We start from the raw sequence: 20,540 nt of genomic DNA on the forward strand, positions 1-20,540 counted from the left end.
GAAGCTTAGCGGGTCCCCCCAGCACGCCCGAAGGCAGGGGGGAAAGAACCGAAAGCGCCTGGTCAGCGGCCGGGGGTGTGTCGGTTGCGGAAGTGGGGGGCCGGCTGGGGGAGACTCGCGGCGGTGTACACCCCAACCGATCTTGCCGACCTCCTCGAGTGCGAGCACCGCAGCGTGCTCAAGCAGGCGCTCGCGGCCGGCCTCCCGGACGCACCCCGCCCGGGCAGCGGCGCCGACCAGCTCGCGGTCAAGCACGGCCGCGCGCACGAGGAGGCCACGCTCAACCGGTTCCGCGGGGAGAAGCACGCCGTCGTCGAGATCGAGCACGTCGACCACGAGACGGCCGTGAGCGACACCGCCGTCGCGCTGTGGTCCGGGGCGCCGGTGGTTTACCAGGCCGTGTTCGACGACGGCCAGTTCACCGGGCGCGCCGACTTCCTGCTGCGCGACGACCAGGGCCGCTACGAGGTGTACGACACCAAGCTCGCGCGTCACGCGCGGCCCGCGGCCGTCCTCCAGCTCACCGCCTACGCCGACGCGTTGCGCAGCGCGGGCTGGCCCGCCGGGCCCAACATGCACCTGCTGCTCGGCGACGGCAGCACCCGCACCCTCCGCGTCGACGACTTCCTGCCCCTGCTGCGACGCCTCCGCGCGCGCCTGCTCGACCGGCCCGCCCAACTGCCCGTGCAGCTGTGGGCCGACCCGCGACCGGGGTGCGCCAGCTGCGGATTCGCCGACCACTGCGCCTCGGGCCGTGAGGCCGACCGGGACCTCTCGCTCGTCGCCGGGATGCGGAGTGATCAGCGCCGCAAGCTGGTCGAGTCCGGGCTGGGCACGATCGACGCGCTCGCGGAGGCCGAGTCCGAGGACCGCCCGCGTGAGCTGTCCGCGGCCAGCTTCACCACGCTCCGCGCGCAGGCCAAGATCCAGGTCAAACAAGACAAAACCGGCGAGATCAGCTACGAGATCATCGACGAGGAACCGCTCGCCGCGCTCCCGCAGCCCAGTCCCGGCGACGTCTTCTTCGACATGGAGGGTGACCCCTACGCCCTCGGCGGCACCGGCCTGGAGTACCTCTTCGGCGCGGTGACCACGGACGGCGGCCAGCGGTTCACCCCGTTCTGGGCGCATTCCCGCCCGGAGGAGAAGCGGGCCTTCGAGCGCTTCGTCGACTTCACCACGGCGCGGCTGGCCGAGCACCCCGGCGCCCACGTCTACCACTACGCGCCCTATGAGGTCACCGCCCTCAAGCAACTCGCCGCCCTGCACGGCACCCGCGAGGAACAGGTCGACGAACTCCTGCGCGGCGGCGTCCTGATCGACCTGTACGCCGTGGTGCGCAAGGCTTTGCTGGTCTCCCAGCGCTCCTACTCGATCAAGTACCTGGAACCGCTGTACATGCCCGAGGCCCGCGACGGCGACGTCAAGACGGCCGTGTCGAGCATCGAGGCCTACGAGGACTACCTGACCCTCACGCAACTCGAGGAAACCGAGCAGGCGGCCGAGGTGGTGCGCGGGATCAGCGACTACAACGAGTACGACTGCGTGTCCACGCTGAAGCTCTTCGAGTTCCTGCACGAGATCCGGGAGAAGGCCGGGATCGAGCCGCTGCCGGTCGAATCCGGGGAGGACACGCTCCTGCAGGACACCGCGGACGACGTCGCCGCGCAGCGCCGGGCCGAACGGGCCGCGCGCCTGGCCGCGCTGGTCGACCCGCTGCTCGACGGCCTGCCCGCGGACCCCGTCGAGTTCACCGAATCCGACCGGGCGAAGGCGCTGCTGGCCGCCTCGGTCGGCTACCACCGCCGCGAGACGAACCCGGCGTGGTGGGAGCACTTCCGCCAGCTCGCCGCGCCGCTGACCGACCTCGAAACCGACACCAGCTGCGCGGTCCCGGTCTCGATCCACGCGGGGGAGTGGGTGCCGCCGACCGGCCGCGCCCGCACCGCGAAGCGCGCGCTGACCATCACCACCGACCCCGAGCACCCGCACCCGTTCACCACCGGCGACAAGGTGCGCCTGCGCTACGGCCCGGAATCGCGTGACGCCAGGGTCGTCGCCGCGTCGGCCGAGGAACTCACGCTCGAGGAGAGCAGCAAGGTCGACGAGACCACCGCGGACCGGCCGCAGGCCGTGCTGCCCGGCGATCCCGTCCGGCCGGCGCCCAAGGACGAGGCCGTGGCCGACCTGGCCCAGCTGGTGGTGGACCGGCTGCCGAAGCTGCCCCCGCACCCCGGCGTCGACCTGCTGCGCCGCCTGCCGCCGCGACTGAGGAAGGGCAAGAAGCTCCCCGCACCGGGCGAGGACCTGGTGGCCACGGTGATCGAGGCGGTGGACGCGCTCGACGGTTCGGCGCTGGCCGTGCAGGGCCCGCCCGGCGCGGGCAAGACGTACCTGGCGGGCAAGCTGATCGCGCACCTGGTGCGGGCCGGGAAGACCGTCGCGGTCACCTCGAACAGCCACAAGGCCGTGGAGAACGTGCTGACCGCGGCGATGGCGAACGCGCCGGAACTGCCGTGCGCCAAGCGGCCGCGCAAGGCGCCGGACCCGGAACTGCCCTGGGAACAGCCGAAGGACAACAACTCGCTGGCCCGCTGGCGCACCGAGCACGACACCGGGCACCTGGTCGGCGGGACCGCGTGGACCTTCGCCAACGCGGCGCTGCGGGCCGAGCCGTTCGACGTGCTGATCGTCGACGAGGCCGGGCAGTTCGCGCTGGCCGACGCGCTCGCGGTGTCGATGTGCGCGCGGAACCTGGTGCTCCTCGGAGACCCGCAGCAGCTGCCCCAGGTGGTGCAGGGCACGCACCCGGCCGGTGCGGAGGCCTCCGCGCTCGGGCACCTGATCGGCGAGGCCGACGTGATCGCGCCCGAGCTGGGGTACTTCCTCGACCAGTCCCGGCGGATGCACCCCGCGGTCTGCGAGCCGGTCTCGAAGTTGTCCTACGCGGGCAGGCTGCACGCCCACCCGACCGCCGCGGACCGGGGCATCGACGGCATCGGGGCCGGGCTGTACGTGTCCGAAGTGGACCACCGGGGCAACACCACGCGCTCGGTGGAGGAAGCCGCCGAGATCGTCCGCATCGTGCGGGCGCTGCACGGACGCAAGTGGACGGACCACGGCGAGGTCCGGCCGCTGGACGACGGCGACATCCTGGTGGTGGCCCCGTACAACCTGCAGGCGCGGGTGGTCGGCCGGGCGCTGGAGAAGGCGGGCTTCCCCGGGGTGCGGGTGGGCACGGTGGACCGGTTCCAGGGCCAGGAGGCGCCGGTGGTGCTCACCACGATGACCTCGTCCTCGGCCGTGGACCTGCCGCGCGGCCTGGACTTCCTGCTCTCCCGCAACCGCCTGAACGTCGCGTTGTCGCGAGCTCAGGCGGTCGCGGTGCTGGTCTGCTCACCACGCCTGGTCGAGGCCGACATCCGCACCGTGGACCAGATGCGGCTGGTCTCCGGCCTGGTCGGACTGATGGCCGGAGCCACGCCGTTCGACCAGGCCTGAGTCCCTACCTCGGCCGCGAGTTCCACTCGTTCACGCCGGGGTGGCTCCCGGACGGGGCGTCGAGCGCCTTGAACCGGTTGATCAGGTCGTCGACGTGGGCCGGAGTGTAGTCGCCCGGGTTCTTGCCCAGGTTGTCGAACTCGTTCCGGATGTTCTTCCACTCCTTGTGCTCGGCGGTGGTGCCGCCGGGCCAGTCGAAGTCGGAGGAGAACTTCACGTCGTCGAGGAACTCCTGGCGTTCCTTCGGGTCCTTGATGTCGTCCGCGGCCTTGAAGATCGGGTCGGCGAACTCCGCGCGGTGCTCCTTCGAGTACCCGGACGACTTGTCGAACGCGTCGCTCGGGTTCATCGGCGCGTCCGGCTGGTTCTTGCCCGACGGCGTGTACGTGCCGTCGATCCTCGACTCGACCGTCTTGAAGTTGTCCACCACGCGCCCGATCGACGAGTTGATCTCGCCCTCGCCGAGCGGCAGGTTCTCGATCTTGGTGTTCATCTGCTTGAGCTCGTCGACGTACTTCTTCGTCATCGCGTCGCGGTCGGGGTGCCCGGGCGGGAACTTCTCGTCCACCCACGCCTTCGTGTTGTCCCGCATGGTCTGCCACGAGATGATGTGGCGCCCGTCGTAGTCGCCGCCACTGCCGTAGGCGGGATCGTTCGGGTCGTCCTTGCGGTTCTTGTGCTCGTCCTTGGTGGCCTTGTTGAACGCCGGGCGCTTCGCGAAGGGGTCGGTGTTCTTCTTCGGCTTCTTGGCGGGCGGGTTGTTGCCCGAGCCGTCGGCCTTGCGCTTGCCCTTGTTCGGCGGGGGCGTCGGCGTGGCCGAGCTGCCACCGGAGTTGCCCGCGTTGTGCTTGGCCGGCGGGTTCCCCGACGGCGGGTTGCCGCTGCCGCTGCCCGACGGCGTCGTGGTCGAGCAGTTCATCAGGCCCAGCAGGTCGAACTCGGCGAACGGGTCGGTGACGTAGGCGGTCGGGTTCGGCCCGGCCTCCAGGCCCAGCGGGTCCTGGCTGAGGTACCGGGCCGACGCCGGGTCGTAGTAGCGGAACACGTTGTAGTGCAGGCCGGATTCGGCATCCGCGTACTGACCGGGGAAGCGCAGCGGGGTTGCCGCCCGCGCGCCAGGGGACGGCAGTTCGCGGCCCCACAGTGTCCGGCGGCCGCTCCAGGCCAGCTGCCCGCGCTCGTCCACCAGCTCGGTGGGCGTGCCGACCGCGTCGGTGACCACCGAGTGGAACCGCGCGCCGGCTGGACCGCGTTCGAACTGGGTGACCGGGGCGGCGGTGCCGGGCAGCCGGTCCCAGGTGGTGATCCAGCGCGCGCCGTGGACGTCGGTGTGCTCCTGCTCGATGAGCACCGTGCCGTCCCAGACGAACCGGAACGACTCGGCGACCGAACCGTCGGGCCGCACGCACTGCTTCGCGGTGCGCCTGCCCAGCGGGTCGTAGCGGTACAGCCAGCGGTTGCCGTCCGGGGTCCGCAGCTCGGTGAGCAGTTCGCCGGTCCAGACGTACTCCCAGGACCGGTCGCCGAGGCGCTGGCGGACGCGGCGGCCGAGGTGGTCGTAGTCGAAGCTCAGCCCGGCGCCGCCCGACCAGCCGGTCAGGTTGCCCGCCGGGTCGTACCGCAGGTCCTCCTGGCCGTGCGCGGTGGACACCGCGGTGATGCGGCCGGCGGCGTCGCGGGTGAACCTGGCCGGGCCGGTCAGTTCGTCGTGCACGCCGGCGAGGCTGCCGTCGGCTCGGTACTCGAACCCCCGGCGCTGCACCGGGACCGAGCCCGCGGTGAGGTGCTGGGCGGTGAGCCTGCCGCCGGGCCCGAAGGACTGCTCCAGCACGCTGGCGCCGTCGACGTCGCGGGCGACCGGGCGGCCGTCCTCGTCGAGCCGGTAGCGCACGGTGTGCCCGGCGGTGGTCAGCGAGATCGGCTGTTCCGCCTCGTCGAAGGACCACACGCTCTCGGCGCCGGACGGGGTCCGCCGCCGGATCGTGTTGCGGTCGGCGTCGTAGGCGAAGGTCACCGCCAGCCCGTCGACGGACTCGCGGACGACGCGGCCGTACTCGTCGCGCTCGAACTCCACCACCGAATGGGCGGAGGCCACGCGCACGACCTCACCGACCGGGTCGTAGGCGTAGGTGGTGACCCCGGCCGGGGTGTGCAGCTCGACGAGGTTGCCGAGCACGTCGTAGCGGTAGCCGGTGACGGCGCCGTCCGGGGCGGTGGAGCGCACCAGCTGCCCGGCGGCGTCGTGCTCGTAGGTCCAGCTCCGGCCGTCGAAGTCGGTCTGGCCGGTGAGCCTGCCCGCGGCGTCGTAGCGGTAGGTCCACACGCGACCGGTCGGATCGGTGGTGGACACCAGCCGCAGCTCGGTGTCGTAGGCGTGCACGGTGCGCGCGCCGGTGGGATCGGTGGTCGCCACGAGCGAGTCGAACGGGCCGTAGTCGCGGCGGGTCACCTGGCCGAGTTCGTCGACGTGCTCGACCTCGTTCTGCTCACCGTCGTACCGCCACACCGCGCGTTCGGACCGCGTGCCGGTCCGCGACGCGCGCTTCCCGTCGACGGTCCAGCCCAGCAGCACCCGGCCGCCGCCGACCTCGGGCACCGAGCGCGGCCTGCCGAACTGGTCGCGGTCCGCCGAATCGGGCTGCGGCGGCTGGTTCGCCAGGATGTCGGTCCGGTACGCACTGGCCACGCCGACCGCGTCGGTGGCCGGGTCCGGAGCGGCCCCGGCTTCGTAGTACCGGCGCCACACCTGGGTTCCGTCGTCCACGCTGACCGAGGTCAGCACCTCGCCGATGTGCTCGAGGGTGACCACGCTGCCGTCGGGCCGGGTGATCCGGGTGGGCGTTCCGTCGGGGGCGTAGTCGTAGCGGGTGACGCGGCCCAGCGGATCGGTGCGGGAGAGCAGGTTGTCGTAGCGGTCCCAGTCGAAGGCGGTCACGTTCCCGAGCGCGTCGGTCTCGCGAACGGTCTGGCCCGCCTGGTTCAGCTCGAACACCTTGGTGTTGCCGAGTGAATCGGTGTACGTGGTGAGCAGGCGTTCGCGGTCGTAGGTGAACGCGCCGTCGAGGAACGCGCCGTCGCCGACGGTGCGGACGCAGCGGCCCTCGGTGTCGTAGACGTAGCGGTACCAGACGCCGTTGCGGTCCTGCCAGCCGGTCATCCGGCCTTCGTGGTCGTAGTCGAAGCGCGTCGGGAGGCCGGAGGAGTTGACCACCTCGGTGAGGTGGCCGCGGTCGTCGTAGCGGTAGGTCAGCACGACGACGTCCGGGGTGCGGTCGCCGCCGAGCACGCTCAGCTCGGTCAGCCTGCCACCGTCCACTTGGAACCGGACGCGCACGCCGTTCGAATGCGTGAGCAGGGCGGGGGCACCGGCGTCGTCGTAGAGCAGCTCGATCCGGTCGCCGTCGGCGGTGTCCACCGCGTGCAGGCGGCGGATCGGCCCGGCGCCGGTGAAGTGCAGCTCGCGCTGCGGCTGGCCGACGGTGAAGCTGCCGTCGGCGTGGCGGGACAGCGGCCAGCGCGGGCCCTCGACCGGGAGCACCGGCTCACCGGTGGCGGGCAGCGGGTAGACCAGGATGAGGCCGTCGGGACCGACGTAGCAGATGTCGTTGGTGTCCACCTCCAGCCGCTGGTCCACTGTGGACGCCCAGGACGGGCCGAAATGGCGGCCGGCGCGGTAGGAGGAGACGTGCACGCGCTCCAGCGGCAGGCCGGGAAGGTCCAAATCGGACTGTTCCAGGATCACCTCGCCGGTGGCCACGTCGACGGGGTCGGTCTCGCAGTTGCGCTTGGGCGGTGGCACCGACGTCCCGCGCGGGTTGCTGGGCGCGCTGCTGCTCGTCGTGCTGTTGTTCGGCTTCGGCGCGGGGGTGGGCGTCGGCGTCGGGGTCGGCGTGGGGTCCGGTGACCGCGTCGTCGGCGGTGGGGGCGGGTTGGGCGTGGGCGTGGGCGGCGGGTCCTTCGGCGCGGAACTCGGCGTGGTGCTGCCGCCGTTGCTCTGGCCCGGGGGCGGGTTGGGCGTGGGGCCGGCGCTGCTGGTGCTGGTGTCGCCGCCGCCGCGGGTGGTTTCCGGCTTGGGCTGGTTGCCGCCCTTGATGTTCTTGAGGGCCTTGGCCGCGTCGCCGAAGGAGTCGCCGAGCTTCTTGAGCAGCGGGGAGAGCTTGCTCAGCGCCTGGACGAGCTTCTTGGTGATGTCGGCGATCTTCATCGCGGTCTTGGCGACCGCGGAGACGACCTGCGGCACCACCCAGGCGAGACCGATGCCGAGGGTGAACAGCACCTGGAGCGCCCAGCTGATCATGTGGCCGACCAGTTCGGCGATGATGTCGCGGACCAGGGACCGCACGGCGCCGACGACTTCACCGGCGGTGCCGATGCCGCTGGAGGCACCTTCGGCGGCGGTCTGGGCACCGGCGATGAGCGTGGCCGTGTCGGCGCCGCGGGTGCGGTAGGCGTCGCCTGCAGGGCCGAGCCAGCCGGCGGTGTCCTCCTCGATCATCTTGGCCAGGTCGGCGCTGATCGAAGACAGCTCGGTGCCGACGTTCTTCCACGTCTCCGAGTGCGCCTTGATCTCGTCCGGGTTCCCGGTCAGCGCGTCGAGGGCGTCCGAGAGCGGACCGCAGTGCTCGATCAGCCACCCGACCCCGGCGGCGAGGATGGAACCGAACGGGTCCATCGCCATGCCGAGGGCGTCGAGCGCGGTGCCGGCGGCGCCCATCACGCCCGCCGCCCAGTCACCGCTCTCGATGGCCTTGCTGGTCTCGGAGATCGACTCCAGGATCGGTACGCCGGAAATCGCCGTGGTCGAGTCCTTGACCTCGGCTACCAGTGGATTGCCCACGACTCACCCAGTCCCGTCAGTCGCGCAGCGGATCGAAGTCGGGATCGACGTCGTCCTCGCCGTCGTCCGGACGGCGGCGACGGGTCGGCCCGGCGGCGGGCGGGGCGGGCGGTGCCGGAGGTGCGGGCGGCGCCGGGGGAGCGGGCGGTGGTGGCGGCGGGGTGTCGTCGCCCTCGTCGTAGTCCCACTTCCCGGACACCGCGTCCTCGGCGGCTTCGGCCTCGGGGTCGGGCTCGGGGAAGCGCGTGCGCAGCTCGTCCATCATCAGCGAGCGGGTCTGCTGGTCCTCGTCGCCGAGGTTGGCCTGCATGGTCTCGCCGACCTGGCCGACCACCTGCGACTGCGCGGTCTGCATGGTTCGCATCACCATCGCCGACAGCTCGGCCGGGGCGATCTGCCGGATGCGGTCGCTGAACTGCAGGTCGGTGACGCTGCCGTCGGCGCGGACGGTCACCTTCACCGTGCCGTCCGGGCTGCTCGCGGTGGTCCGGATCTGGTCCACCTGCGCCTGCGCGGCCTGGTACCGCTGGGCCTTCTCGGCGAAGCCCTGCGCCCACCGGTCGATGTCGGCTTCCACCTGCGACGGGTCCTGCCCGAGCGCACCGAGTGGGTTGGTCATGCTGATCTACCGCTTTCTTGGCTCGGTCAGATGATGCGGTTCGAGTGGGCCGGGGTGATCTCCTCGGCCTGCTGGCGCTCGGCCACCTGGAACGGCTCGGGACGCTGGACGGCCTCGTGGGCCGGGGTGACCATGGGCTCGCCCTGCTGGGCGGGCGTGAAGGTCGGGCGCTCGGCGGCCTGGAAGGGTTCGGGGCGGATGGCGTCTTGGCGTTCGGCGGCTTGGAACGGTTCGGGGCGGATGGCGTCTTGGCGTTCGGCTGCCTGGAAGGGCTCTGGCCGGATGGCGTCTTGGCGTTCGGCTGCCTGGAAGGGCTCTGGCCGGATGGCGTCCTGGCGCTCGGCGGCTTGGAACGGTTCCGGCTGCACGGTGCCGACCCGCTGCGCGGTTTCGAACGGCATCGGCCGCTGGGTGCCCTGCTGCGCCGGGGTGGCGTCCTCGGTGGGGAGCGCGGGTTTCTGCCAGTTGGAGGGCAGGCCCTGGGCTTCCTCGTTGGGCAGCGCGGGCTTCTGCCAGTTGGACGGCAAGCCCTGCTGAGCCGGAGTGGCGTCTTGGCCTTCACCGCCTTGGAAGGGCATCGGGCGCTGCGTGCCCTGCTGGGCCGGGGTGGCTTCCTCGTTGGGGAGCGCGGGCTTCTGCCAGCTGGACGGCTTGTCACCGCCGCCACCCCCGCCGCCGCCACCGCCGGACGAGCCCGCCAGTTCGACCACCTTCGTCCCCTCGGCGTCCGCCTGGAACTTCTTCAGCGGCTCCACGTGGGCCTTGTCGGACTCGCGGTAGGCGTCGGCGGCCTTGCGCACGTTGCCCGCGGTGGTCTCCACGCCCTCCACCGCGGCGCCGATCGCCTCCATCCCCTTCTCTTCCATGGGATTCACGATCGGCGGCAGGAACGAGCACAACAACCCGTAGGCGCTGTCGTCCATGCTCACCGTCTTCGCCGCGTCCAGCGCGGTGTTCAGCCGGTCGGTCACCCCGTCGAGGTGACTCGCGTGCGCGACCAGGTCTTCGGGCTCGACCTCGTAGGACATGTCTGCCTTCCCCCTCAGCGCGCGCCGGCCAGCACCGTGGCCACCCGCTGCTCGATGCGTTCGTTGTCGGCGGGCGCGATGCTCAGCCAGGAGTCCTCGCGCACCATCAGGTAGCGGCCCTGGTGGGTGTCGAACCAGGTGACCAGGGTCGGCACGCGCTCGGTGCGCCTGCCCCCGCCGATGGTCACGCCCAGCTGACCACCGGCCTTGCGGTTGTTCGCCAGCTCGACCAGCGCCCCGGCGTCGTTGCGCGACACCCCGGCCCGGCTGAGCACCACGCGTTCGTCGAGGTCGCCGCCGTACGGGTCGTCCTCGTCCTCCTGCGGCTCGGCCGCTTCGGCGAGCGCCTGGTAGGGCACGGACATCGCCTGCCCGGGCCCGGCGTCCGCCGAGGGCAGCACCTCCACGATGGACCGGGCTAGCGCGGTCGGCCGGATCTCCTTCAGCCACAGCTCACCACCGGCGAGCACGGCCAGCACCGCGGCGTTGCCCCGGGCGGCGGCCAGCGCGCGCACCGGGTACCCGATGTGCCCGATGGCGTCCACCGCCACGTCGAACTGCGAGAGCAGCAGGAGCAGGGACTCCAGGTCCGCGTCCACCCGCTGGCCGCGGGCCAAGCCGCGGTCGCCGAGCTCGCGGTAGACCTCGGCGGCCAGCTGCGCCCGCTGCTCGACCGTGCGGCCGGTGCTCGGCACGTCCAGCGGGTACGGCAGCCTGCCCAGGTCCAGCTCGCCCCAGACGATGTCGAACTCGTGCGCCGAGAGCACGAAATCGGGAGTGTTCACTGCTGCTCCGGCTTCTTCTTGCGCGCACCGATCACCGGCGGCGGCAGGTCCTCACCCGGCACGTGGAAGATCTCCTCGCCCTGGATGTAGGCGGCCGAACGCCGTTCCTTGTCCTCTTCGCCACCGCGGCCCGCCCCGGCCGCGCCGGCGCCCATGCCGCCCATCGCGCCACCCATCGGCGCGCCACCGGGTCCACCGCCGACCCCAGCCGGGCCGAAGCCCGCCCCGGGCATGCGACCACCGGGGCCCGCGCCGGTCGAGGCACCGGGACCCTGCGGGCCGTAACCACCGGCGCCCGCGCCGCCGCCACCGGCACCACCGGGGCCGAAGCCACCGGCTCCACCGGCACCGCCGCCGCCGGGACCGAAGCCACCGGCGCCGCCACCACCGCCACCGCCGCCGAAGCCGCTGACGCCCGGGATGGGCGGAATGCCGGACGGGGGCAGGCGCGGCGGCATGACCGGCGGGGTGCCGGGCCGGTTCGGGCCGGGGTAGTTCGGGCTGTTCGGGTTGTTCGAGCCGCCGGGCCCGCCGTACGGGTTGCCGGGGGTGTAGTTCGAGCCACCGGGCCCGTTGAAGTCGGGCAGCTTCGGCGGCGTCGGCCGCGGCTGGCGGATGGTGTCCTCGGAGCCGGGGCCCTTGTTGCCGGTCGGCAGGTTCGGCATGCCGAAGTTCGGCGCGGTCTGCGGCGTGGTGCCGCCGGGCCGTCCGCTGGTGGTGAAGTCGGGCCCGCCACCGCCGGGAACGGGCGGCGGGGTGAAGTTCGGCATGGTGGTGCTCTGCGGGCGGGTGTCGCCCGGCTTCGGGGTGAAGCCGGGACCGCCACCACCGGGGATGCCGGGCGGCATCCCGCCGGGCATGCCCGGCATCTGCGGGCTGCCGGGCGAACCCGGACCACCACCGCCGGGACCGCCGGGCAGGCCCGCGGCGGGCACCTGCGGCATGCCCGGCATCTGCGGGCTCCCGGGGGAACCGGGCCCGCCCGGACCGCCGGTGAAGCCCGCCGTGGTCGTGTCGCCGTTGAACGGCGGCATGGCGGGAGTGCCCTGGGCCGCCGGAGCGCCCAGCGTCGCCGGGGTGCCCTGACCGGCCGGCGTGCCGAGCGTGGCCGGGGTGCCCTGGTTCGCCGGGGTGCCCTGCTGGAACGGCTGCAGGGTGCCTTCGCCGCCCCCGCCGCCGCCGGCCCCACCGCCGCCTTCGCCGTCCACGCTCATCATCGGGCGGCCCAGCATCGCCGGGGTCGCCTTGACCGCGGGCGGCTCGAACCGCGGGGTACCGCTGTCGACCTCGCGCGAGGCGGTCTCCATGTTGGACATCACCGCGACGGCCTGCTCGTGCGCGGAGTTGGCTTCCTCGCTCTTGGCCCGCACGTCCTGCACGGCCATCGCGAACCCGGCCAGCCCGCCGGTGGCGAAGCCGTTGGTGACCATCGCCTTCCAGTCGAACTCGACCGGCTCGGGCATGGTGGCCCTGGCGTTCTCCATGATCCGGCCCTGCTCGCCGATCCGGCGGCCGACCTCCTCGGCGGTGGTCGAGGCCTTGCCCGACCACTGGACCAGCTCCATCACCGATTCCCTGGCCGAGTCCGCGCCGTTGCCGCGCCAGCCGCTTTCGGTGGCCTTGATCCGCTCGCCCATCCGGCGCGAGTGCTCGCTCATCTCCGCGCCGATGCCGGTCCACTCCTCGGCGAGCTGCCCGACCTGGCCGGGGTCGTTGCCGAGGTGGACCGATTCGTAGAGTTCGCGGTGGCTGCGCGAACGCCAGTTCTGCGTCTGCGTCAGCGCCAGGTCCGCGGGGTCCGGCTTCTCGTCAGTCACGCGTTCGTCTCCCCGTTGGCGGTGCGGAGCAGGTTGATCGACTGGTGCTCGAAGTCGCCGTAGCGCTGCATGGCGGTGCCCACCGTCTCGTGCGCCTTGGCCAGCAGTTCGCGGTAGGGCACCAGGACGCCAGCCAGCGCGGAGTCGCCGTCGCCGGCCCGCTGCTGGAACTTCCCGGCCATCGCGTCGGCCACCGGGTTCTGCCCGAGCGGGGCCTGGCGGCCCAGGTCGATGGCCTTGCGGAGCCAGACGTCCACCTGGTCCATCTGCTCGGTCAGCATGCCGCGGATCTCGTCGCCGACCGCGGGGTCCAGTGCGAGGTCGCCGGACGCCACCTGCTTCTGGAGCCGCTCCACGCGCGCGGCGAGCGCGACCACCGTCGCTTGGGTGGGCATCAGCCGCTGCGCAGCCACTGCTTCTTCCTCGGCCACCGTTCGGGCTCCCTGGGATCGACCGTTGTCGTTTCCCCGCCGAGTCAACCGGAGATCCCGGCCGGGTTCAGCCCGGCGCGCGGGGTGCTGCCCGATCCGACACCGGGTGCTGCCCGGTCACCCCTCGTGACGCAACCGGGCCGCCAGCGCGGCCGCCGCGTCGGTCTTCAGCTCGGCGCACAGGGCGAGCGCGCCGGCCCGGTACTCGTCCGCGGTGGGGTCGCCCATCAGCTCGAGCATGGTGATCAGCTCGGCCAGCGTGTTCGCCCGCTTCCAGCGGTTCGCCACCCCGGTGAACACGCTCAGCGCCAGCCCGAAGCACTCGCGCGCCACCACGTACTCCCCGGCTTCGCGGCGGGCGATGCCTTCGTGCAGCGCGGTGTCCGCCTCCTCGATCCGGAAGCCGGACTCCTCGAAGTACCCGCGGGCCTCACGCAGCGTTCTCGCCGCCTCCTGCCAGTCTCGCATGGCCAGCAGCGTGCTGCCGACGTCCAGCAGGGTGACCGAGCGCAGGAACCGCCGGGTGTCCGGATTCGCCTCGGCCCGGCGGGCTTCGGCGTCGTCGAGCACACCGCGGTGCACCGCGAGCGATTCCTCGTGCTCGCCCAGCACCCGCAGGATCCGGCCGAGCGCGTTGCGGATGGTGCCCTCACCGGTCCAGAACCCGAGCACCTCGGCGAGATCCACCGCGCGCCGCACGCTTTCGAGTGCTTCGTCGAGCCTGCCGAGCCGCATCAGCACCGAACCGCGGTACCCCAGCGCCCACGCCTGCTCGGCCTTGTCCCCGATCGCGATGGCGACCGCCAGCGCCTCGTTGTGCGCGGTCAGCCCGCCGTCGTTGTCCCCGAAGCAGAAGTACCGCGCCCAGCCGACGAAGTTCAGCAGCACCGCCTCATCGAGCTGGTTCCCCAGCGCCCGCGCGGCTTCCACACCGCGCTGGAAGATCTCGTCCCACGGCCGTTGCTGGGTGCGGCCGTCGGAGTACCAGTGCAGGGCGCGCGCGAGTTCGACCACCTCGCGGTGCAGTCCCTCGACCGGGGCCTCGCGGTGGGCGGCCAGCCAGTTGCCCGCCTCCACGTCCAGCCAGGCGCTCGCGGCCTCGCGCGTGGTGAACCGGCGGGCGGCGTGCGTCGGCGCGACCAGCGCGTCCGGCATGAACGCGCGTCCGGCCTCGGAAGCGGTGTGCAGCAGGTGGTCGAGCATGGTGCGCCGGTGCCGGTCGCGGTCGGCGGGTTTCTCCTCGGCCTCCAGCCGTTCCACCGCGAAGATCCGGATGAGGTCGTGGAACTGGTACCGGCCGGGGGAAGCGGCCGCCTGCAACAGGTTCGCGTCGACCAGCTCGTCCGCGTGGATCTGCACGTCGGTCTCGGCCATGCCGGTGGCGACCGCGGCGAGTTCGGCGCCGAAGTCCGGGCCGGGCACGATCGCCAGCCGCCGGAACACCAGGCGGGCGGCGGGGGACAGGCGCCGGTGTGACATCTCGAAGGCGGAACGCACTTGCAGATCGCCCGCCGACAGCGAACTGAGCCGCGTGCGCTCGTTGCGCAGCTGGGTGGTCAGGTAGGCGATCGTCCAGTGCGGACGGCTGGCCAGCCGGTTGCCCGCGATCCGCACCGCCAGCGGCAGGTTCCCGCACAGCGCCACCAGTTCCGCGGTGGCCCGCGGTTCGGCGCGGACGCGGGCCTCACCGGCGATCGCGGTCAGCAGTTCGACCGCGCCGAGGTCGACCAGCGGTTCCAGCCACAGCCAGCGCCCGGATTCCAGGCCGGCCAGCGCGCTGCGGCAGGTGATCAGCGTCAGGCAGCCGGAGGAGGCCGCCAGCAGCGGCCGCACCTGCGCCTCGTCGGCGGCGTTGTCCAGCAGCAGCAGGATCCGGCGGCCGCTGAGCAGCGAGCGGAACAGCGCGCTCTGCTCGGGCACGGTCACCGGGATCTGCTGCGGGGGCACGCTCAGCGCGCGCAGCAGCTGGGTGAGCGCACTGCGCGGGGTGACCGGTTCCTCGTCCATCCCGCGCAGGTCCAGCGCGAAGGCACCGTCGGGGTACCGGGAGCGGAGCTGGTGCGCGGCGGTCACCGCCAGCGCCGTCTTGCCGACACCCGGGTGGCCGACCACGGAGACCACCACACCACCGGGTGCGTCGGCGGCCGCTTCCTCGTGGAGTTTGGCCAGTTCGCCCTCGCGGCCGAGCAGATCCGGCACCGCCGGGGGCAGCGTGACCGACGGCGCGGTCTCGGTCTCCTCCTCGGCGCGCGGGGTGCGGCGGCGGCCCTGGCGGGCGGCTTCGAGGAACTCCTCCCGGTCGTCGCCGACCAGTCCGAGTGCGTCGGCCAGTGCCGTGGCGGAGCGCCGCTGGGCCCCCTGCGCACGGCCGCGTTCGAGGTCGCTCAGGGCGCGGATGCTCACGCCGGAGTTCTCCGCCAGGTCGGCCTGGGTGAGCCCGGCCGCGCGGCGGTGGCGGAGCAGGAGCGCGCCGAAGGCCGCCTCGTCGGTTCGCTGTCCGTCGTTCACCACGGTCCATTTAACCGGCAGAATTGGCCGGCGCGAAAACCTGCCGGTTGTTCCGCCTGGTCTGCTGGTGTGGTAGCCGCTTGACTAGGGTGGTGACCTCGAGTTTGTCCACCAGCCGAATCCCCGCTCCGCCGGGAAAACCGGCGTTGCGCGCGGTCCCGTCACCGGTCCGGGTGACGGTGCTGGCCGCGGATCCGTTCGTCTTCGCCGGGGTTTCCGGTGAGCTGAAGAGCAAGCCGGGCGTCCACCTCGTGGACGGCCGGGCCGACGTGGTCGTCGCGGTGCCCGACGGCACCCGGAAGCTGCACGAGGTGCTCGCCGGGGTCGACCCGGAGGCCAGAGTCGTGCTGGTCGCCGACGACCCGCGCCCGGCCGAGCTGCTGACCGCGGTCGAGCACGGCCTGGCCGTGCTGCTGCCCCGGCAGGAGGCGACCACCGCGCGCCTGCTGCACGCGATCAACGACGCGTACCAGGGCCGGGGCTCGCTGCCCGCCGAGCAGCTCGGGGAGTTGCTCAAAGGGGTGACGCGGCTGCAGCGCGAGGTGCTCGAACCGCGGGACCTGACGCTGAGCGGATTGTCGCGCCGTGAGACCGACGTGCTGCGCCTGCTCGCCGAAGGCCGCGACACCGCGGAGATCGCCGCGGAGATGGCGTACTCCGAGCGGACCGTGAAGAACATCCTGCACGGCCTCCTGACCCGCCTCGACCTGCGCAACCGCACGCACGCGGTGGCGCACGCCCTGCGCCTCGGCCTGATCTGAGGCGCGGGGCTTGACCTCGACCCGAGTCGAGGTCCTAGCGTCGCGCGGGTGCGGAAGATCCTGGTGACCGGCGCGACCGGCAACATCGGCGGCCACGTCCTCGCGGCCTTGAGCGGGACCGGCGCCGACCTCCGGGCGCTCGCGCGTGACCCGCGCGGGCTGCCCGGTGGCGTGGCGGGTGATCTCTCCCGCCCGGAGACCCTGGTCCCGGCGTTGCGCGGGGTGGACCGGGTTTTCCTGGTCTGGCCGCGCATCCCGGTCCAGCAGCGGGTGGTGGAGCTGATCGCCGAGCACGCCAGGCAGGTGGTCTACCTGTCCACCGACGTGGCCGACCTGGCCGACGGCGAGCCCCCGGTGAGCTTCCACCAGGAGATCGAGCGGCAGATCCGGGGCACCGGGCTGGACTGGACCTTTCTGCGGCCGATCGACTTCGCCACCAACACCCTGGCCTGGGCCCCGCAGATCCGCCGCGGCGTGGTCGAACTGCCGTACGGCCGGGCCGCGCGCTCGCTGATCCACGAACGGGACATCGCCGAGGTGGCCGCGCACGTGCTCACCACCGGCGGGCACGAAGGCGGGAAGTACGTGCTGACCGGCCCGGAGTCGATCCCGCAGGCCGAACTGGTCCGGACCATCGGCGAGGTGCTCGGGCGCGAGGTGCGCTGGGCGGAACTGGCACCCGAGGTCGCCCTGGAGCGGTTCACCGAGGCCTGGGGCGACCGGGCCTTCGCCGAGGCGAGGCTGGCCGCGTGGAAGTCCTTTGTGGAAACACCGGAACGGGTGACCGGCACGGTGGCCCGGCTGCTCGGCCGGCCCGCGCGCGATTTCCGCACGTGGGCCGCCGAGCACGCGGAAGACTTCCGGTAGAACTGCCGGTTACACCTACTTCGGTGGTGTCACAGCGGTTTCCACCTCGGCCAGGGTTTCGCCGGTGACCAGGCCGGTGTCCTCGAGCACCTCCATGTGGTCGAGCACGGTCTGGTTGGCCTCCCGCGCGTGCCTGCGGATCAGGTCGTTCTGCGTGCCCGCCCGCACCTCGCCGATGGTGGCGAAGATCTTGCCGTGCGAGGAGCGCAGGACGTTCGCGAAGAACTTGTCGAACTCCTCGCCGCGCAGGCCCTCCATCTGGGTGACCCACTGCTGTTGTTCCTCGGTGGCCTCGTTGGGCAGCTCGACGCCGAGGATCTCGGCGTCCTCGCGGACCAGCTGGTCCAATCGGGAGTGTCCCTCCAGCAGGTGGTGACCGGCGCGCTTGACCGCTTCGCTGGATCCGTTGGTCTGTGCCAGCCTGCCCGCCGGGATCTCCCAGAGCCCGGCCTGGCGCACCTTCACCAGGAAGGTCTTGTCCAGTTCGGTGACCGGGCCCGCGGTACCGGCCTCGCCCTGCTGCGCGGCGTTGAGCTGACCGGGCGCGGTGACCGCGTTCGCCGCGTTGTCCCCGCTCTGCAGTGAGATCACCACGGGCACCAGCGCGGCCAGCGCGACGATCGCGATGGTGATGACCAGCGTGCGCGGGCTCAGCCGCGTTGTTCGCCGGGTGTGTCGCATTCTGCCCTCCAGATAGTGCGGGTCTGCAGAGGGAAAAACGGACATCATGCGCAGTCGTTCGTTCCGCCGGTGAAATCCGTGTGCGGAAGGAACTCGCGCGCGGGCGGGGCCGATGTGGACTGAACCGCTCCGGCCGGTGGTCCGTACCTCCCTCGGTAGCCAGATCGGGCCACCGGAGGGAAGTGATCAGGTGCGGCACAGTGCAGGCGGCGCGGACGCGCTGTTCGGGCGGACCGCGCACAGTCCGTCCTACTTCGAGCTCGCGCGTGCGGGGGAGCAGGGCCCGCCCCCGGTCGACTTCTGCATCCCGTGCAACCCGTACTTCCCCACCCCGGCGATGTTCGACCTGCTGGCCGGGAACCTCGAAACGGTGCTGAAGTTCTACCCCAGCGACGCGGCCACGATCGGCCGCCAGCTGGGCCGGGTGCTCGGGCTGAACCCGGCGACGCTGGCCATGGCCAACGGGTCCACCGAGCTGATCACCTGGATCGACCACCTCTGGGTGCGCGAGAGCCTGGCGATCCCGGTGCCCACCTTCGGCCGGTGGACCGACCAGCCGCTGGAGACCGGGAAGCGGGTGGACATGTTCCCGCTGCGGGAGGCCGGCGGGTTCGAACTGGACCTCGACGCCTACGCCCGGTTCATCAGGGCACGCGGTTCGCGGGTGGCGGTGCTGTGCAACCCGAACAATCCCGACGGGCGTTACCTGCCGCGCCGCGAGGTGCTGCGGTTCGCCGACGAGCTCGGGGACCTCGATCTGGTGGTGATCGACGAATCGTTCATCGATTTTGTCGAACAGGAGCGGAATCCGTCGATCGCCGAGGAGGCGGTGCTGCGGCCGAACGTGGTGGTGCTCAAAAGCCTCGGGAAGAACTTCGGCCTGCACGGCATCCGGTTCGGCTACCTGGTCGGGAATCCGGCGCTGGCCGGGAAGATGAGCCGGGCGCTGCCGAAGTGGAACCTCAATTCGCTGGCCGAGACGGTGATCTTCATGCTCGCCGAATACGCCGAGGAATACCGGGAAAGCCTTTACCTGCTCGCGCGGGACCGTTATCTGATGGGCGTGGAACTGTCCCGGCTGCCGGAACTGACCGTGTTCCCGTCGCAGGCGAACTTCCTGCTCGTGAAGCTTTCCGCCGGGATCGACGGCACGCTGCTGCGGGACCACCTGTACGCGCGGCACCGGATCCTGATCCGGGAGTGCGGCAACAAGATCGGGATGAGCAACCAGTTCCTGCGCCTGGTGGTCCGCCCGGAGGCGGACGTCACCAGGCTGGTAACCGGCATTCTCGACCACACCCGCCCGCGGGAGGACGCGGGCGAGAACACCGGCCCCTTCGAAATGGTCCGAAGCGTCTCCTAGCGCTTCAGCCGGAGCAGGGTGACGCCGTGCGACGGCACTTCCGCCGAGATGGTGCCGTGGCTGAGCCACTTCTTCCCGGTCCACAGGTCCGTCACGCGGTGCCTGCTGCCCTTCGCGCCGACCTCCTTCGCGGTGGTGCTGATCTTCGCGGTCTTGTCCGACCGGTTGAACAACGCCACCGCCACGTCCCCGCCGGCCAGCGGCCGGGCCCACACCTCCAGGTCACCGTCGTCGCGCACCCGGTCGGCGGCCACGCCCTTCGGGTCCTGGTTCACCGCGAGCACCGCGCGATTGGTCAGGATGCCGTGCACACCGTCCGGAATGGACCGGAGGTCGTTGCCCGCGATCATCGGCGCGGCCAGCATGGCCCACATGCTGAAGTGCGCGGCGGCCTCGGTGTCGGTCAGGCCGGGGAAGCCCTCCACGTCGTACACCCCGACTTCGAGCATGTCCGGGTCGTTCCAGTGGCCGGGGCCCGCCCACTCCCGCAGCGGCTCGGTGACGTCGATGATGTCGGTTACGCCCATCGGGTAGGTGTTCGGGTTCCCGGTACGCCAAACGGGTTTGATGTCCTCGGTGGTGCGCCACTGGTCGGCGATGTTCGACCAGTCGTACTTCGCGCCGTTCTTGTCGGGGTGGTAGCTGTTGGCGTTGATGCTGTAGAGGATGTCGCGGCCGGTGGCGTGCAGGGCGTCGCGCATCAGGGTGAAGCCGGCGATCTGGTCTTCGAGCGTGCCTTCGGGGGAGCACCAGTCGTACTTCAGGTAGTCCACGCCCCAGTCGGCGAAGGTCTGGGCGTCCTGCGCCTCGTGGCCGAGGCTGCCGGTCGCGCCGGGGTAGGCGCCGCCGCGCTGGGCGCAGGTCAGTTCGGTGGGCACCTGGTAGATGCCGAACTTCAGGCCCTTGGCGTGGACGTAGTCGGCGAGTGCCTTGATACCACTGGGAAAGCGTTCGGGGTGGGCGCGCAGCGAACCGTCCGCGGCGCGCTGCGGGTCGAACCAGCAGTCGTCGATCACCACGTACTCGTAGCCCGCCGCGGCCATGCCGGAGGAGACCATCGAGTCCGCGGTGTCGCGGATCAGCTGCTCGTTGATGTCGCAGCCGAAGGTGTTCCACGAGTTCCAGCCCAGCGCCGGGGTCGGCGCGGGCTCGGCGGCGTGCGCCGTCGTCGTCAGCGTGCCCACCATGGTCAGCCCCGCCAGCACGGCCAGCGCGCGTCTCACCGGAATCATCAGCGACTCCCTCCGCAGTCAACAAAACCGAACACGAGACAACAGGGATTCACCAACCACGTCAAGAGTGCGTTCAGGGCACCCGGGAAAAGCCGGGAGTAGGCTGCCGG

General features: G+C 71.9%; 12 protein-coding genes and 1 pseudogene. 4 read left to right on the forward strand and 9 right to left on the reverse strand.

Going from position 1 to position 20,540, the window contains the following annotated elements; genetic code table 11:
* The first annotated feature begins 123 nt into the window (after positions 1-123).
* Positions 124-3,501 (forward strand): bifunctional RecB family nuclease/DEAD/DEAH box helicase, encoded by a 3,378-nt coding sequence (locus tag JYK18_RS30030; protein WP_206806801.1) that lies wholly within the window; start codon positions 124-126, stop codon positions 3,499-3,501.
* Positions 3,502-3,505: 4 nt separating this feature from the next.
* Here the strand turns inward: JYK18_RS30030 and JYK18_RS30035 are convergent, their stop codons facing one another.
* From JYK18_RS30035 to JYK18_RS30065, 7 genes and pseudogenes are all read right to left on the reverse strand, one after another.
* Complete coding sequence (locus JYK18_RS30035; RefSeq protein WP_206806802.1) at positions 3,506-8,338, reverse strand: RHS repeat-associated core domain-containing protein; 4,833 nt, start codon at positions 8,336-8,338, stop codon at positions 3,506-3,508.
* A gap of 16 nt (positions 8,339-8,354) precedes the next feature.
* Complete coding sequence (locus JYK18_RS30040) at positions 8,355-8,957, reverse strand: YbaB/EbfC family nucleoid-associated protein (protein WP_206806803.1); 603 nt, start codon at positions 8,955-8,957, stop codon at positions 8,355-8,357.
* Positions 8,958-9,697: 740 nt separating this feature from the next.
* Positions 9,698-9,985, reverse strand: a pseudogene (locus tag JYK18_RS47020) (type VII secretion target); the annotation flags it as partial.
* Between the two features lie 14 nt (positions 9,986-9,999).
* A complete protein-coding gene (locus JYK18_RS30050) occupies positions 10,000-10,770 on the reverse strand; it encodes an ESX secretion-associated protein EspG (protein WP_153033273.1) in 771 nt (256 codons plus the stop codon).
* On the reverse strand, positions 10,767-12,587 hold the full coding sequence (locus tag JYK18_RS30055) for a PPE domain-containing protein (protein ID WP_206806805.1): 1,821 nt from the start codon (positions 12,585-12,587) through the stop codon (positions 10,767-10,769). The genes JYK18_RS30050 and JYK18_RS30055 overlap by 4 nt, the downstream gene beginning before the upstream one ends.
* Complete coding sequence (locus tag JYK18_RS30060) at positions 12,584-12,982, reverse strand: hypothetical protein (protein WP_206806806.1); 399 nt, start codon at positions 12,980-12,982, stop codon at positions 12,584-12,586. Before JYK18_RS30060 ends, JYK18_RS30055 begins: the two co-directional genes overlap by 4 nt.
* A gap of 153 nt (positions 12,983-13,135) precedes the next feature.
* The gene (locus JYK18_RS30065) at positions 13,136-15,526 is read right to left on the reverse strand and encodes a tetratricopeptide repeat protein (RefSeq protein WP_307796122.1); all 2,391 of its coding nucleotides are present in this window, start codon (positions 15,524-15,526) and stop codon (positions 13,136-13,138) included.
* A gap of 92 nt (positions 15,527-15,618) precedes the next feature.
* Here JYK18_RS30065 and JYK18_RS30070 point away from each other — a divergent pair, with 92 nt between their 5' ends.
* Positions 15,619-16,287 carry a response regulator transcription factor gene (locus JYK18_RS30070; protein ID WP_374195073.1) on the forward strand — a complete coding sequence of 223 codons (669 nt, stop codon included), beginning with the start codon at positions 15,619-15,621 and terminating at the stop codon, positions 16,285-16,287.
* Between the two features lie 48 nt (positions 16,288-16,335).
* Positions 16,336-17,154: an NmrA family NAD(P)-binding protein gene (locus JYK18_RS30075; protein ID WP_307796123.1), complete on the forward strand. Its 819-nt coding sequence runs from the start codon at positions 16,336-16,338 to the stop codon at positions 17,152-17,154.
* Positions 17,155-17,169: 15 nt separating this feature from the next.
* On the opposite strand, the gene JYK18_RS30080 is transcribed toward JYK18_RS30075, so the two are convergent.
* The gene (locus JYK18_RS30080; RefSeq protein ID WP_206806808.1) at positions 17,170-17,835 is read right to left on the reverse strand and encodes a DUF4142 domain-containing protein; all 666 of its coding nucleotides are present in this window, start codon (positions 17,833-17,835) and stop codon (positions 17,170-17,172) included.
* A gap of 190 nt (positions 17,836-18,025) precedes the next feature.
* Between JYK18_RS30080 and JYK18_RS30085 the strand changes: the two genes are divergently transcribed.
* Entirely contained in the window at positions 18,026-19,198 is a 1,173-nt protein-coding gene (locus JYK18_RS30085) for a histidinol-phosphate transaminase (protein WP_307796124.1), read from the forward strand.
* Here the strand turns inward: JYK18_RS30085 and JYK18_RS30090 are convergent.
* The gene (locus JYK18_RS30090) at positions 19,195-20,430 is read right to left on the reverse strand and encodes a glycoside hydrolase family 27 protein (RefSeq protein WP_206806810.1); all 1,236 of its coding nucleotides are present in this window, start codon (positions 20,428-20,430) and stop codon (positions 19,195-19,197) included. The genes JYK18_RS30085 and JYK18_RS30090 overlap by 4 nt on opposite strands.
* Positions 20,431-20,540 lie beyond the last annotated feature (110 nt).

The organism is Amycolatopsis sp. 195334CR (assembly GCF_017309385.1).
Taxonomy (GTDB): Bacteria; Actinomycetota; Actinomycetes; order Mycobacteriales; family Pseudonocardiaceae; genus Amycolatopsis.